The sequence below is a fragment of the Bradyrhizobium manausense genome (assembly GCF_001440035.1).
Taxonomy (GTDB): domain Bacteria; phylum Pseudomonadota; class Alphaproteobacteria; order Rhizobiales; family Xanthobacteraceae; genus Bradyrhizobium; species Bradyrhizobium manausense.
The window spans coordinates 157,913-172,866 of the sequence record NZ_LJYG01000111.1; the positions used below are offsets into that span (position 1 = coordinate 157,913).

Here is a 14,954-nt window from a genome sequence, read left to right on the forward strand (position 1 = left end):
GACGACAAAGCGCGCGACAAACTCGGCCGCACCTATCCAACCACCGCCAATGAGTCAAAATCACTGAGATGAACCTCTATGTCTTCTTCCAACTGAAATAGGTCTCCCGGCTAATCCCGGCCTTGCGGCAGATCTCCGCCACCGCAACCCCGTCCTGCCCTCCTTGAGAATGACCGCGTTCTGGGCGTCTGAAAACCTCGAGGCCTTCACATCTTTCCTGACTCCTCCCAGCCAGGGAATCGGTGCGAAAACCTCCAAAAATCGTCCAGTTTACCGGCCTCAGAGCACTTGCAGGAATAGACATGAATCCGAAGCCGGTGCATGCAGTTCTTAAGCCCAATGCGGCGCGGTATGAGCGTCGAATGCCAACCGCTAAGCTCGAGACCGTCGGCCAACTTCTAGATCGTTGTCTGTACCTGGTGCGCTATCTTAGACGTCCGGCCGTCTTACAATCCTTTTTCGGTGTCGCGGACAGTTGCAGTCGCGCGTGAGTGTTCAGCGAGAACATTTCTTTCTGCAGTGGGCGACAGGATTTCGGTGCCCGGTATTGATACGGGATCGCCGTGGACTATCCAGTCCGTCACAATGGTTCCTATGACAGGCGCGAGCTGAATGCCGTATCCTCCAGCGCCAGCGGCGGTGATAAGTTTCGGTTCGGCTGGATCGATGGGGCCGACGAACGGCCGATGGTCCGCGGTGACTGGATAAAGCCCTGCCCAACCCCGGCCGAGACGAGCGCCAGGCAATTCTTGAATACGCTCAAGAAACAGCTCCGCCAACTTGACTTTCGATTCCTCATCGCATTGGTCATTGTAATTGTCGGGATCCTCCGGGAACGGCGAGCGGACCTTGTGGATTTCGGCAATCAGTTCGTTTCGCTTCTCATGACGGAAGTTGAGGCCAGTACCCTCGCCGTTCACGAGATCCATCACCACCGGCATCGTATAGTCGAGCGGGCTATCGAGGTGTATTGCCACTGCCTCGTGGCGCTCTGGACAGATGTGCAGCGTCTGTCCGAGAATTTCAGCAACTGCCGGGGCCCACGCGCCAGCCGCGTTGATTACAAAGTCGCAGTCGAGCCCGCCCTTGCTCGTATCCAGCCTGTAGCCGCCATTTCGCCGCGTTACCCCGACAAGTTCGCGAAACTGAAAGATGTTGCCTCCGCGCGTGCACACTTTTTCGGCTAGGAAAGTGCACATCTCATAAGGGTCAAGAAATCCATCGTCGGGTCCGTACAGTCCTCCTTCGAGCCCGTCGGGATTGATATGAGGAACGAGCTGTTGCAGCTCGCGTGCTTGATAGAGGCGAGACCTGAAGCCCGCCTCTTCCTGTATCTTTACCGATCGTGCGAACAGCTCCATTTGTTCGGCGGTGCGGGCGAGGCGTAGGTAGCCTATATGGTTGAAGCCCAGTCCGAGACTTTCCCAGTCGCGGAACTGCTGGACTGAATGGAGACGCAGCAGAATATCGAACGGGTCGGTAAGCTGCATTCCCACTACGCCGACCGAGCGGCCGCTCGAACCCGAGGCTAAAGATTGAGCCTCAAGAACCGTGACATGGAATCCATGCTCGGCGAGGCTGAATGCTGAACACATTCCGAGCGCACCCGCTCCGATCACCACGACATGAAGAGAAGCTGTCATTTATCACCCACTGCGATCTTAGGTCATCCTCGGTTAGGCGCCGCAACGAGCGACAAGTCAGAATTTCCTGCGATTTCAGCCAGCGTCTCGTCAACGGCGCCGACAATCGCGCGCGCGTCGCCTCGGTCATCGCAGTCGACAGCGCGAACAGGCCGTAGCTCATCGACAGAACTCTACGATCGAGGAGACCTTTATGGAAGGAATCGAGTTTCCTGCGTTCCGGCGGCCCTGGATCGACCGAGTGATAGTCGATGGCGGGCAGAGCCGTAAAATCAAGCTTGAATAGCGAGCCTAATCTGACGCACTGGCGGGCGAGCCCATGCAGGTCCAGCGCGCCTGTGATGCCCTCGCGCAAAAGGCTGCCTCGATGGTCTAGATGGGCGAAGCTCTCTGGCGTCAGTGCTGGCATGGCGGCGAGACCAGCGCGCATTGTCACGGGATTCGCGGTGAAGGTCCCGGCGTGCGGGAGCGCCGGCTTGCCGTGGGTCGGATCGAACACGGCCATGATCTCAGGCCCCTCTACCCACACCGCGCCGACGGGAAAGCCGCCGCAGATGATTCTTCCGAGTACCGTCAGATCGGCAAAATTCCCCACAGTCCCTGTGCGCCGCCACGCGGAACGAGATCACCTGGTCGAAGATAACTAATGCGCGGGCGACGTGCGTGATCTCGATCATTGCGTCGAGAAAGTCCTTACGCGCTGAAATCAGTCCAGCGCGGTTCGGCATCGGATCAATCAGCACGCCTGCGATGGTGTCAGCATGCGCTACGAAGATTGCGCGCGACACTTCGATATCGCTAAAGGGCGTCACACCCCTTGTTCCCGAATTAGCGAGCCTGATCTGCTCGACCGACGGCAGACGCTCGACCAGCAATTCCGGCTGTTCGATCTCGCTTCTCATCGGGGCGCCGAAGGCGGTGCCATGTGGCATCTGGTTGATCATAGCTGCCGTCACGTCCGGGTTGCCATGGCCATGGATTATCGTGAAGTTGTTGATATAATCGTGGTAGGCATTACCGTCCACGACCAGACCCGGCAGCCCCTCGCCCTGTCCGAGGTAGATGGGGAAAAGATCAATGAAGACCGCTGTGCGGGGGTTGCCGCCGCGCATGAGTTTGCGAGGGCGCACGAACAAGCGGCAGATGTAGGCATGGCGTCGGGATAATGCGGCTCGATCTCGGAAGCCAGACAAAGGGATAGGAACGAAGAACTGCGAAGCGGCTCGCTCCTCCAACGATCACTTCGTCATGATCGTGCGGCTTTGCTCGCGCATCTACTGTGGAAGATACCATGCACCGAGGCCACCCTTGCCGCTGACGCCGGTGCCTTTCCAACCGCAGAAGGGCTGCGCCCCCGGCCATGCGCCAGTCGTCGCGCCGCTGGCGCGGTTGGCGTAGAGAACACTTGCTTCTGCCGTGTCGAGGAAGTATTGCAACTCATTCTGGCCGCGGGTGAAGTCAGCCCATACGCACTGTCGTTACCTTCGGCGATGGCGGCGCATAATGAAGCCTTACGGAGTTTTCGCGGTGATTGCCCCGTTCAACTTCCCGGTTGCACTGTCTATCGGCATGGTGTCAGGCGCTCTGCTGACGGGAAAGTTCGGTTGTCTTCAAGCCTTCCAGGGTGCTCGTTGACCGGCCTGCTGATAGCGGAGACACTGCGCAAGGCGGCGCGTACAGCCGTTATTCGCCTTCAGCTCCGACGCGTAGTACCCGGAAACAAGGTTATGATTGCGTAGGAATCATCCTCGAGTGCAGCAGAAGTGTTCTTAGTCGTGGCTCTACCGCGCTTCGACTAGTGGACTCAAATCATACTCGAATTCGGTGCACTATTCCTGCCCTCGCCATCAAAGATTGCATCTTTTCGGCATTATAGGTAGGTAGTTTGCCGTCTTGCGGCATAGACTGAGACTATGCGTCTTTGAGAATCCAGACGTGAAGAGGCATATGTTTTCGCAGAGGCGGTTTGAGCCCTCCGCGGCCAGCTGGTATCGGCCATTTCATAATAGCGCGGCAAGTTCCGATTATTTTCTTAGAATGCGTGGCCTTCTGATCATCGTTGTAGCGTTTTCGATTATGTTGGCGGCACGTGGCCGGCACCAGCAGGGCTTCGTGCCGCGCCCGACCGCGCCGATGCCAGCGGTCAATGTGCCCTAGCCGATGATTTTGCTCGAGCGGCACGGGATTTGCGCTAATAAGCGCTTTGTCTATCATCAAGATGGAGATGCATGGCGCAAAATATCTACGGCAATCCGGATTTTTTTGCTCGCGACGGCGCTCCTGAGTGGCCCCAGATCAGGGCCATGCTACCCGACCTTGTTGGCAAGCGTGTCGTCGATCTGGGTTGTGGCTTCGGCTGGGCCTCACGCTTGGATGCGCGAGCAAGGTGCCGCCTCTATCTTTGGTCTCGACTTGTCGCGGAACATGATCGAGCGCGCAAAGGCCGATACAGCGGACGCGGGGATCAGCTATTTTATCGCCGATCTGGATGCTTTGGAGTTGCCCGCGCAGTCTTTTTGCTTACAGCGCGTTGACCTTTCACTATGTTCAGGATTTTGCCCGTCTCACGCGGGCGATCCGCAAAGCCATGATCGCTGGCGGACATTTGATCTTCACAATCGAGCATCCGATCTTCATGGCAGCGGCAAATCCCCACTGGATCAGTGATGAGGAGGGTCGCAAGACGTGGCCCGTCAATGGCTGCTCCCTTGAGGGTGAACGTCGGACAGATTGGTTCGCAAGGGTGTTTTGAAGTACCACAGGACGTTTGGCACGACGCTGAACACGTTGATTGATGCAGGCTTCCAAATTCTGCGGGTCAAGGAGTTTGCACCAACCTCCGAGCAGATTCAGCAGATGCCGGCAACTAGAGCATGATGTTTTTATACGGAAACATAGCCTGAATTTTTGAGATAGTTGGCGCATTCCTCTTTGGAGAAGATATCGAGGAGTTCGCCGACCTTGCGCCACGTTGCTTCGACATCACGTGTCTGTGCGGCTCGCATCAGGTGTTTGAGCTTGGCGAAGACCTGCTCGATCGGATTGAGGTCGGGGCTGTAGGGCGGCAGGAAGAGCAGATGCGCTCCTGTTGCGCGGATGGCGTTGCGGGCAGACTTACCCTTATGACTGCCGAGGTTGTCGAGGATGACGACCTCGCCTTTTGCCAAAGTGGGCGCCAACACTTTCTCGACATAGAGCGTGAAGAGCTCACCGTTGATGGTGCCGTCGATGACCCAGGGCGCGCTGATCCGGTCCTGGCGCAGCGCTGCGATGAAGGTCATGGTCTTCCAGTGGCCAAAAGGCGCAGATGCTTCAAGACGCTGCCCACTCGGTCCCCAGCCGCGCAGTGGCGCCATGTTGGTTTTGATCCAGGTCTCGTCAATAAAGACCAGGCGTGAGGCGTCGATCCTACCCTGATGGGCCTTCCAGCGCGTCCGTTTACGCGCGATATCGGGGCGGTCTTGTTCGGCCGGACGGAGCGTTTTTTTGAAGCTCAGCCCCTCGGCGTGAACGAACGTCCATACTGCCCGCACGTCTGTTTTGATCCCGCGCGCAGCCAGTTCCTGCGTCAGCTTCCGCAAAGTGAATGGTCCGGAGCGAATGCGCTTGCGCAGCCAGTCGACGTTGGCGCCGGACAGAACCGGCTTCTTGTGGCTGCCGATCTTGCCGGGAGAAACGCCTCCGGTCTCCCGCCGCAGATTCTTCCACTTCGTCACACAGGAAGGACTGATCTGAAGCGCTTCTGCAATCGAACGAACCGTCTCGCCCGCGTCGGCCCTCGCCAGAGCGAGTTCGCGAAGATCTTCCGAATAGGGTCGCGTCATCCATGCTGGCCCCCGTTCCCCAGCATGGAGTTTGAATCAGATATTGCCGCCCCTGGGAATTCCGGCAAAAAACAACATGCTCTAGCGGAAGAATTGGAGCGCCCCATGATGCTGCTTGTTGCTGCGTCCGTATAGAAGGCTTGAGGTCAGCTGGGCGGCGAGTGAGCCTCGCCTCAACCAGGTGGGTACAAACGCTGTTAGAAAGGCGTTTGGCCGCCCTACACTTTCGCAGATCCAAGTTCGATATCCAGCCATCCGAGAGGGTTAACCGTTGCGCGATCTCCGCCATTGATGACGATTGTCGTCGTCTCCGCCTCGATGATAGCGGGGCCTTCCAGCATGTGCCCGGAACGTAATTTTTCTAGCGCAAAGACCGGCACCTCGCGCCAAGCACCGAAGAAGGCCTGGCGGTTGCTGGTGGGCGATCCGATCCGCTCAGTTGCGGGCATCGACGTGTCAGCTTCCTCGATTCGAGAAACCGCTCCAACAGCGGCGAGCCGCGCATTGACGAACACAACCTCCTGGTCGCGCGACGCGTAAGTGTAGAGCTCCTCGTGACGACGATGAAAGCGCTCTTCGACATCGGCTATCAGGGATGGCGCTGTGAAGTCGACGTCGCTGAGCGGTACATCGACCTCGAACACCTGCTCGCCATAACGCATCTCGGCGGAGCGCTCGGTTATGATGGGCCCGTCGAACCAGCTGCGAAGCCGCTCGGCAGCCTGCTGCTCCAGATCAGCAAAAATGCCGCGAATGTCGTCTGCAGTCGTCCGGGCGCCTGTCTCGAAGTGAGTGCGGCTGACCTCGTAGCGCAAATCGCTGGTCAGCATACCCCACGCCGAGAGTACGGAGGCTGTCGTCGGCACTATGATGCGCGTTATTTCTAGCTCACGCGCGACTTCCGCGGCGTGCAGGCCCGCGGCGCCGCCGAAGCTTAGGAGCGCGAACTTGCGCGGATCGACGCCGCGACGCAGGGTCATCAATCGGATACCGTCTGCCATTTTCAGATTGACGAGCCGATAGATCCCGGCAGCGGCCTCGATGCGTGTCACGCCAAGCGAAGCTGCGAGGCGATCGATTGCTGCCTCCGCCGCCGCACGATTGAGCGGACGCCGTCCCCCCATGAAGGCCGCCGCATCGAGATAACCCAGCACGATATTTGCGTCAGTCACGGTTGGCTCCGTACCGCCGTTGCCATAAGAGGCTGGGCCCGGCATCGCGCCGGCACTCTCAGGGCCGACGCGAAAGATGCCTCCGGCATCGACACTGGCGATCGAGCCCCCGCCCGCCGCGATGCTGGCGATGTCCAGGCTGCGCAGCGCGATGCGCTGGTCCGCCAGCCCACCGTCCGCCGACAGCGTCGCGCGTCCGTCGGCAATCAAGGAGATATCGGTGCTCGTGCCGCCCATATCGAAGGGCACCAGATCCAGCATTGCCAGCAGTTCCGCACAGCGTCGGGAACCGGAAATCCCGCCCGCAGGACCAGATAGCACGGTCGCCGCCGCGAGGCGTCCCGCCTCCTCGACCGGTGCCATCCCTCCATGGGAAAGGATGATGAACAAGCTCCCCGCGAACCCCGCTTCAGCCAAGCGTCGCTCGAGCCGGGTCAGGTAGCGCCGCACTGCGGGACCAACATATGCATTCACGATCGTGGTGGCGACGCGCTCGTACTCCTTAATCTGTGGCAGCACGTCACTTGAGCGCGACACGCTCACTTCCGGCAACTCGCGCGCAAGCCGCTCTGCGGCTGCGATCTCATGAGCGGAATTGCGATAGGCATGCAGGAAGCAGATCGCGACCGACGTTGCGCCAGAGGCGCGGATTGCCGCAATGGCCTCACTAAGTGAGGCATCGTCGAGCGAAACGAGCACATCGCCATTCGGCCGCAGTCGCTCGCGAACTCCGAAGCGTAGTTCGCGCGGCACCAGCGGCTCGGGCGGGGGCGTCCGCAGATCATAGCGGTTGCCTTTCAAGCCCTCGCGCATCTCGATGATGTCGCGGTGCCCCTCCGTGGTCAGCAGAGCAACTTTCGCGCCCTTGCCTTCCAGCAGCGCATTCGTTGCAACGGTGGTGCCATGCACCAACCGCTGTGTCGCAGTCAACATATCGCCGCGCGACATGTCGAGGCGCCGAGCGAGCTCGTTGAGCCCATTCATCACGCCGATCGACTGGTCTTCTGGCGTGGAAGGAGATTTCGCGAACACAGTGCGCCCGGCCCCGTCGATCGCGACAAGATCCGTAAATGTGCCGCCTACATCAATGCCAATCGTCAACATCTTTAACTAACCACTTCTGTCGTTGTGCCTGAAGTTACAAGGCCCTGCACCTCATCGCGCTGGCGGGCCTGATGCGCGCGCCGCTCGGGAGGGCCCCAGCCCCCGCCGCCGGCGGAGCGCACTTCGAGGCAATCTCCAGGGTGGATTTCGATTTCGACCTCTTTGGTTCGCAGCACGCGCGGTGGCCGACCCGCCGATACGAGGCGATAGTGATGCGGTGCGCCATCCTTACCGCCCAGCATCCCGCACGCGCCGTGGCGGGCACCATCACCTGCGGTGTTGCCGAGTGCCGTTTTCTCGGTTTCAAAGACGAGATCGAGGTTGACGCCAAGACCGCCCCGAAATTGACCATCACCGCCTGAATTGGGCCGATACTCATGATGACGGAAGTGAAGGGGAAAGCGTGCTTCGGCGACCTCGATGCTGCCGAATTTGAGGCCACCAACCGTGTGCCACTCGCCGATCGAGGACCAGCCGTCACCGCGAGACGAAGCGCCACCACCTGGGCGCGCCTGAAACATATGCCAGATGAAGCTGCGCCCGCTGCGAGGATCCTCGCCCTGCACAGCGATGCGGAAACGCCGGCTCCAGCCACCCATGGCTCGATCCGGGCAAGATCCAGATAATGCCTTGACCACCGCCTCCACGATCTCGTTGGAGGGGTGGCTGGTGCACAGCGTCACCGGCCGACCCGGATCTGCCCACACAATCGTGCCCTGTTTGGCAGTGACAGTGAGCGGCCGCAGCGCACCGGCGTTCTTGGGTATCTCGGCGTCGATCAGATAAGCAAAAGCCATCACGACTGCCGCATGCATATTGGCGTGCGATGAATTGACAAAGCTCGTGCTCTGCGGATCTGATTCCGACAGATCGACCTCGATCTGACTGCCAGTCTTCGTGACCTTGGCTGCAATCCGGATATCGCTGCGGCCGTGGCCGTCGTCATCAAGGAAGGCCTCACCGTAGAAGGTGCCATCCTTCCAGTTCGAGACCACCGCGCGCGTCTGTTGCTCGGCGGCATCGAGGATGGATTCGATCGCGGCCTCGACCACCGGCGCGCCGAATTCGACGAACAGCCGTCCCATTCGCCGCTCGCCCATGTGCGCGGCTCCGATCATGGCTGCAAGATCGCCGCGGAAATCGTGAGCGTTGCGCACATTTAGTGCCAGCATATCGAGAATATCCTCGCGCAGCCGGCCGGCCTCGTAGAGCTTGATCGGAGGAATGCGCAGCCCTTCCTGCCAGATTTCGGTCGCGCCCGGATTATAGGCCCCGTGTGTTGCACCGCCGATATCGCTCTGGTGCGCACGCACGATGCTCCAGAACAGCCTCCGGTCTCCGTCAAAGACCGGTACGAATGCGGTCAGGTCCGGCAGATGGCTGCCGCCATGATAGGGATCATTCATCAGGATCACGTCGCCGGGCGCGACGTCCTTGAACCGCTCCTCGACCGCGCGTGTCGCCCAGGGCAGCGCGCCGACATGGACCGGGATGTGGTCGGCCTGGGCGATCAGCCGGGACTGGACGTCGCAGATCGCCAACGAAAAATCTCGGCTCGAGTTGAGAATCTGCGAATAGGATGTACGAAGCATCGCTTCGCCCATTTCGGCTACGATCGAGCTCAACCGATGCTGAACGACGGATCGCGTGATGGGATCAACCTTGTGGGCCATTCTCGCACCTATTTCAGGCATTAATGTTTCGCGGCGTGGTGGCCTCAATGGCCCCACGCGATACTTACCGACTTCAAGCTCAAGGGCGCGTCAGGTTTTGGACGCGACCTGTGCAAGTGCATCCGAGGCCGCGCGAATGATGCTTTCGATATCCGCGTCCCGCATCGGTAGCGACAGCGCCATCAACCCGTAGCCGACGGCGAGAACGCCGCGATTGAGAAATTCAAGGTTGAACACACTTTGCCGTTTGACCTCGTCTTCGCTCATGTAGGCCGAGCGGTAGTCGCGGATCGGGCGCTCGGCGAAATGCAATTTCAAGAGCGATCCAAGACCGACCGCGGTACCCGGCACGCCATGGCGGCGGAACGCATCATTGATGCCCTTTCGCGCCGCCTCACCGATCGCATCCAGCCGCGCAAACGCGTTCTGGTCCAAGAGCTCCATAGCCGCAAGCCCCGCTCGCATCGTGACCCGGTTGGCCGAGAATGTACCGCCATGAGGCAACGCGGGCTTGCCATGGCGAGGATCGAAGACGGCCATGACTTCGCTCTTGCCGGCGATTGCACCCACCGGGAACCCGCCGCCAATGATCTTGCCAAGCGTGGTGAGATCAGGATCGATGCCCCACAGCCCTTGGGCGCCGTGGTAGCCGAGACGGAAGGAGTCGGCGATCTTGCAGCCGAAGTTCAGCACAATGATCCGCTCCGCCAGGCGCATCACCATCCCCATATTGTGTTCGATCAGGATGATGGCGATCCGATGTTTAGCCCTCAAATCCGTGAGCTGGTCGACGAGCTGGTCAACCTCGGCGGAATTCAATCCTGCGGCAGGTTCGTCGAGCAGCAGCACGCGAGGTTCGCAGGCGAGCTCCCGGCACATCTCGACCATGCGGCGACGACCATAGGACAGGGATCCGATCGGTAGCTGCGCCTCTGCCGCAAGCCCCATTTGATCAAGCACAGCCATAGCCCTCTCGCGCAGCTCCAGCTCGCTACGGCCGGTTTGGATGGCCGTACCGGTCATGACGTTCTCGAGCACGCTCAACCTTTCGAAGGGACGGCCGTGCTGGAAGGTGCGCCCGAGGCCGCCGCGCACACGCTTGTGCGTAGCGGCGCGCGTCATGTCCCATCGGTCGAGCAGCACTCTGCCCTTGTCAGGCAAAACAAGCCCGGTAAGGACATTGAGAAGGGTCGATTTGCCGGCGCCGTTCGGGCCGATGACGGCGACAAATTCGCCTTCCCCGACCGACAGGTCGACGTCGGCAAGTGCAGCGAGCCCGCCGTAGCGCTTGGCGATTTCTGTGGCCTGCAACAGGCTCATGGGCGCGCTTCCTTTGAGGCAGCGACCAAAGCCGGCCATTTTATAAGCTCGTGGCGGCGGAAGCTGCGCGGCCGCCGAATCCCGGCAAGCCCTGAAGGCAGGAAGATAAGGATGGCAAGGACAAAAAGGCCAAAGAACGCGAGATAGGCGGAGCCGAGAAAACGCAACCATTCGGGCAGGAAAGTCACGAGCAACGCCCCCAGAATGGCGCCCACAATCGATCCCTCGCCGCCGACCACCAGCATCGCGAGGTAAGTGATGGAGTGCGCATAGCCAAAGTCCTCAGGCGAAATGAAGCGCATATGGAACGCAAACAGGGCTCCGGCCACGGCGGCGTAGACCGACGAGAGGACGAAGGCCGCGAGCTTGACCCGGGGGACGTCGATGCCTGTCATCGACGAGGCAGTCTCGTCATCACGTACCGCGATCATCGCCCGGCCATGACGTGAGCCATGAATGAGCGCGGCGACGGCGGCGGAAGCCGCGAGCACCAGCAGAGCGAACCATAAGTAGCTGCGCTCGTCGGTCAGGGCGTGGCCGGCAATTTGCAGCTCGGGAATGCGAGAGATCCCGTTGGTGCCGCCGGTCGCGTCGATCCAGTTGGCAGCGACAATGGAGAAGGACACGTTGAAGCCAAGCGTTGCCAGCGCGAGATAGTGGCCCTTCAGCCGCAGAAGGGGAACGCCAATCAACATGGCCAGCACAGCCGTACCGGCAACCGCGGCAGGCAGAGCCAGCCACGGCGACCACACGAAGAGCGTCGTCAACAGCGCAACGCCGTACGCGCCTGCCCCGACGAAAGCCGCGTGACCGAGCGAGATCAGCCCCGCATAACCGAAGGCAAAATTAAGCCCGATGACTGCGATGGCCGAAATCGCGGCGAGATTGAGCAGCCGAAGGTGGTAGTCGGTAAGCAGCATCGACAGGATAAGTCCTGCGATCAAAATCACAGCGCCGACCAGGAGCGGAATGCGTATCGACATCAATCAGCCCCGGTCCTGAATGCGTTCGCCGAACACGCCCTGCGGGCGCAGTAGCAGGAACAAGATCATGATGCCGAAGGAGATCAGGTCTTTGTAGGCCGACGACACGTAGGATGCGCCGAGCACTTCACTGAGACCAACAAAGAGGGCGCCGATAATCGCCCCCGGCAGACTGCCGAAGCCGCCAATGATTGTCGCTGCGAACGCCTTGAGCGCGATGGGATCGCCCATGCTGGTGTCGGCGAACCACATTGGTCCGAGCATCAAGCCGGCAATTCCCGCGAGCAGCGCAGCTAGGACCCAAGATAGAGCAAGCAGACGATTGACCTTGAGGCCCATCAGCCGGGCAGCCTTGATATCCTGCGCTACCGCGCGCATCCCGATGCCGAGTGAGGTGCGGAAGAACAAGAGCCACAGCAGTGCAACCATCAAGGCCGTGACAATCACGACAGCGACCGCATGGGCAGAGATAGTTGCGCCTGCAATTGTGAGATTCACGCCTTCGACCGGCGACGGCAGCCGGAATGGCCAGGAGCCGAACGCTAATAGCGCCGCGTTCTGCATCGTGATCCCGATCGCCACTGTGCCAATGATGATTGTCACGACGGGACTTGCGCGTAGCGGCAGGTATAGCACCGCAAAGAACAGAGCTCCGAACAGCGCCATTGCAAGCAGAGCCGCGCCGTAGCCCACAGGCCAGGGCAGTTGCGCATTGAGCAGCATGGCGACGCCCGCGAAGGTGCCGAACATCACGAATTGCCCGGCAGCAAAGTTAACAACGCCGGTCGCGGAGTAGACGATGACGAAACCGATCGCGGCGAGCGCATATACGCTCCCAATTGCTAGTCCGTTGATGAGCAGCTGGATGAGATCCGTCATATCGTCCTTGGTCTTCTTGCAAACCGGTCCGTTAGCGCGCGGCCAACGTCGGCAGAGATCGTGTAGGCCGGCTCGTTGATTGCAGTGGTGCGCGCGCGGCACGCGCCCGCGCGTCAGCGGCAAAGGTTCAGTTCAGCTTGATGGTCTGAACCAATTCCAGCGATTTGGTCCCTGCTTTGGATTTCACGACCGCAAGATCGAATACGCCGTTGCCCTTGGCATCATAGGAATAGAGATGACCGATCCCTTGCCATCCTTTGACGGCGGAAAACCAGTCCCGCAACGCTTTGGGATCGGTACCAACCTTGCGCAGGCCTTCGGCCGCCAGCATCGCACCATCATAATAGGCGAGCCCGTAGGGATCCGGATCGCTGCCAAATTTCGCTTTGAAGCGTTCGACGAAATCCCGCATGCGCCCGCCGACCGACGGATCGATGAAGGTGTCGACCACGCCCCAGACGCCGTCGAGATCAGCCGGCGACAACAGCTGCAGCGCCGCCGGCACCAATGCTGCCGAAGATGTCACCAGAGGCATCTTGAGGCCGAGCATCTTTGCCTGACGCAGCACCAGCGCACCGTCCTGCGGATAGTTAAAGATCAACAGGACATCGATGTCCTTGCCGCGCAGGCCGAGCAGCTGCGCTGAAAAATCCTTGTCGTTCTGGCCATAGGCTCCCATGCCCGCGACGGTCACGCCGGCGGCTCCGAAACGCTCGACCGCCGTCCGGGCACCACCCTGTCCGAAGTCGTTCTGGATATAAAGAATGCAGGGCTTCTTCGCCTTCAGCACATTGAGCGCGCACCGCACCATGCCTTCGGCCGACACGCTGTCGGCCGGCCGCACGCGAAACATCCACTCGTTGCCAGCCTCGGCTACGACATCTGCACCGCCCGCATAGAATGCCGGCACCTGTATTTTCTTAAGCTCAGGCTCCACGGCCAGGTTTTGTGTCGAATAGCTCGACAGGAAGAACAACGACGGCTTGCTTTCCTGTGCGAGCTTGACGAAGGCGTTTACCGCCGTGCTGTTTGAGGCCTGCGTATCTTCGAAAACGATTTTGAGGCTGCGCCCGTTGATGCCGCCCGCCTTGTTGATGTCCTCTTCGGCCATCATCAGGGAGTTGTGATACTGCTTGCCAGTCAGCGACAAGGGCCCGGTCATCGGCACCGTGGCGCCGACAACGATCGGGCTTCCCTGCTCGGCACGCGCGGCTCCCACCCACGGCATAGCGCTCGCAGCAAGCAACGCTTTTAGAAACTCCTGCCTCGTCATCTTCATGATGTCCCTCGTGCGCTCCCCGGGGCTGCAGCACCACGAAGGCTGCTGCCCCTAAATCGCCATTGACTTTCGTTCCGTTTTCCGGAACGTTATTCCGGTATTGCGTAACGCTAATCTGCTCTCGCTTGTCGAGTCAAACGGTCGCAGAAGCGCGCATGCACAAATTTTCCGCCTGGAAGGCACCCTGAATGACAACCTCAGATGAAACGGCGGGTCCTCTCGACCGCTACATGCAAGTGCTCGAACTCGTCGCGACCTTTCCCGGCGCCCTGACGCTGGCGGACGTGTCCTCGTTGCTTGATCTTCCGAAGACATCTGCACATCGGCTGCTCAAGGGCCTCGTGCGAGCTGGACTTGCGAAGGACAATGTCGGTGGGCGCGCTTATCAACTCGGTGACCGCTTGCTCCGGCTATTGCACGCAACTGCGGACGATGGATGGATTGCGGCCCTTGCGCGCGGGCATCTGCAGCAACTGACCGACGCGACGTCCGAGACCTGCTATCTCACGCGCCTGATCGGCGCGCGCGTTGTCGTTGCGATCTCGGTTTCACCAGATGTGCGCTGGCGAAGCTACGTTCAGCCGGGGATCGAGATGCCAGTGCATGCGGCTGCAACAGCCAAGGCGATCATGGCCTATCAAAGCGAAGCCGTAGTGAGAGAGGCGATGTCGGCCGATCTTCCTCTGCTCACAGCGAACACGCGAAATGATCGTGCATGGGTCGAACAGGAGCTCGCTGCGGTCAGAGTTAGAGGCTATGCGACGTGCATCGGAGAGATCGACGAAGGATTGGCCGCCATTGCGGTCCCCGTTTTTCTATCCGATCGGCGCGTGTTTTACGCTCTCGGAATGACTGGACCTTTGCAGCGGGTCATGAACGAGCAGCTGCCGGAACGTTTGGCCGCACTACGCAACGTTGCCGAGACATTGGGGCGATCGCTCTCAATAGGCGAGAGGCTGAAGTCAAAGGACGGCTCGCAGACTCATCAAACGTAATCGCGACCGCGCCCTGCTCGCTCGCGTGCCTTGGGGGCATTCGTCCATCTCGCGCTAACGTCTCAATAAAACCCGTGGATGC

12 protein-coding genes and 2 pseudogenes are annotated in these 14,954 nt (G+C 60.1%); 3 read left to right on the top strand and 11 right to left on the bottom strand.

What is annotated here, in order from left to right; all coding sequences use genetic code 11:
• Positions 1-82: 82 nt before the first annotated feature.
• From AOQ71_RS44345 to AOQ71_RS45720, 4 genes and pseudogenes are all read right to left on the bottom strand, one after another.
• Positions 83-210: pseudogene (locus tag AOQ71_RS44345) on the bottom strand (transposase); the annotation flags it as partial.
• Positions 211-446: 236 nt separating this feature from the next.
• Entirely contained in the window at positions 447-1,643 is a 1,197-nt protein-coding gene (locus AOQ71_RS36280; RefSeq protein ID WP_083514753.1) for an NAD(P)/FAD-dependent oxidoreductase, read from the bottom strand.
• Positions 1,543-2,148 carry a hypothetical protein gene (locus tag AOQ71_RS45715; RefSeq protein ID WP_245317342.1) on the bottom strand — a complete coding sequence of 202 codons (606 nt, stop codon included), beginning with the start codon at positions 2,146-2,148 and terminating at the stop codon, positions 1,543-1,545. The genes AOQ71_RS36280 and AOQ71_RS45715 overlap by 101 nt, the downstream gene beginning before the upstream one ends.
• Before the next feature lie 4 nt (positions 2,149-2,152).
• Positions 2,153-2,755 carry an aminotransferase class III-fold pyridoxal phosphate-dependent enzyme gene (locus AOQ71_RS45720; RefSeq protein ID WP_057757512.1) on the bottom strand — a complete coding sequence of 201 codons (603 nt, stop codon included), beginning with the start codon at positions 2,753-2,755 and terminating at the stop codon, positions 2,153-2,155.
• A gap of 391 nt (positions 2,756-3,146) precedes the next feature.
• Between AOQ71_RS45720 and AOQ71_RS50070 the strand changes: the two genes are divergently transcribed.
• Both AOQ71_RS50070 and AOQ71_RS36295 read left to right on the top strand, forming a co-directional pair.
• Positions 3,147-3,278, top strand: coding sequence for an aldehyde dehydrogenase family protein (locus AOQ71_RS50070; protein ID WP_157083783.1), 132 nt, complete (start codon positions 3,147-3,149; stop codon positions 3,276-3,278).
• A gap of 593 nt (positions 3,279-3,871) precedes the next feature.
• Positions 3,872-4,520, top strand: a pseudogene (locus tag AOQ71_RS36295) (class I SAM-dependent methyltransferase).
• 5 nt (positions 4,521-4,525) lie between these two features.
• Here AOQ71_RS36295 and AOQ71_RS36300 read toward each other — a convergent pair.
• From AOQ71_RS36300 to AOQ71_RS36335, 7 genes are all read right to left on the bottom strand, one after another.
• The gene (locus AOQ71_RS36300; RefSeq protein WP_057757514.1) at positions 4,526-5,467 is read right to left on the bottom strand and encodes an IS630 family transposase; all 942 of its coding nucleotides are present in this window, start codon (positions 5,465-5,467) and stop codon (positions 4,526-4,528) included.
• Positions 5,468-5,685: 218 nt separating this feature from the next.
• On the bottom strand, positions 5,686-7,743 hold the full coding sequence (locus tag AOQ71_RS36305; protein ID WP_057757516.1) for a hydantoinase/oxoprolinase family protein: 2,058 nt from the start codon (positions 7,741-7,743) through the stop codon (positions 5,686-5,688).
• A 2-nt stretch (positions 7,744-7,745) separates the two neighbouring features.
• Positions 7,746-9,437 (bottom strand): hydantoinase B/oxoprolinase family protein, encoded by a 1,692-nt coding sequence (locus AOQ71_RS36310; RefSeq protein ID WP_347336727.1) that lies wholly within the window; start codon positions 9,435-9,437, stop codon positions 7,746-7,748.
• Between the two features lie 69 nt (positions 9,438-9,506).
• Positions 9,507-10,736 (bottom strand): aminotransferase class III-fold pyridoxal phosphate-dependent enzyme, encoded by a 1,230-nt coding sequence (locus AOQ71_RS49200; protein WP_245317344.1) that lies wholly within the window; start codon positions 10,734-10,736, stop codon positions 9,507-9,509.
• Entirely contained in the window at positions 10,733-11,719 is a 987-nt protein-coding gene (locus tag AOQ71_RS36325; protein WP_057757520.1) for a branched-chain amino acid ABC transporter permease, read from the bottom strand. The genes AOQ71_RS49200 and AOQ71_RS36325 overlap by 4 nt, the downstream gene beginning before the upstream one ends.
• Before the next feature lie 3 nt (positions 11,720-11,722).
• Positions 11,723-12,598 (bottom strand): branched-chain amino acid ABC transporter permease, encoded by an 876-nt coding sequence (locus AOQ71_RS36330; RefSeq protein WP_057757522.1) that lies wholly within the window; start codon positions 12,596-12,598, stop codon positions 11,723-11,725.
• Positions 12,599-12,725: 127 nt separating this feature from the next.
• Complete coding sequence (locus tag AOQ71_RS36335) at positions 12,726-13,877, bottom strand: ABC transporter substrate-binding protein (protein ID WP_083514754.1); 1,152 nt, start codon at positions 13,875-13,877, stop codon at positions 12,726-12,728.
• A gap of 230 nt (positions 13,878-14,107) precedes the next feature.
• On the opposite strand from AOQ71_RS36335, the gene AOQ71_RS36340 reads away from it, so the two are divergent.
• Positions 14,108-14,872 (top strand): IclR family transcriptional regulator, encoded by a 765-nt coding sequence (locus AOQ71_RS36340; RefSeq protein ID WP_162268454.1) that lies wholly within the window; start codon positions 14,108-14,110, stop codon positions 14,870-14,872.
• Positions 14,873-14,954: the final 82 nt, after the last annotated feature.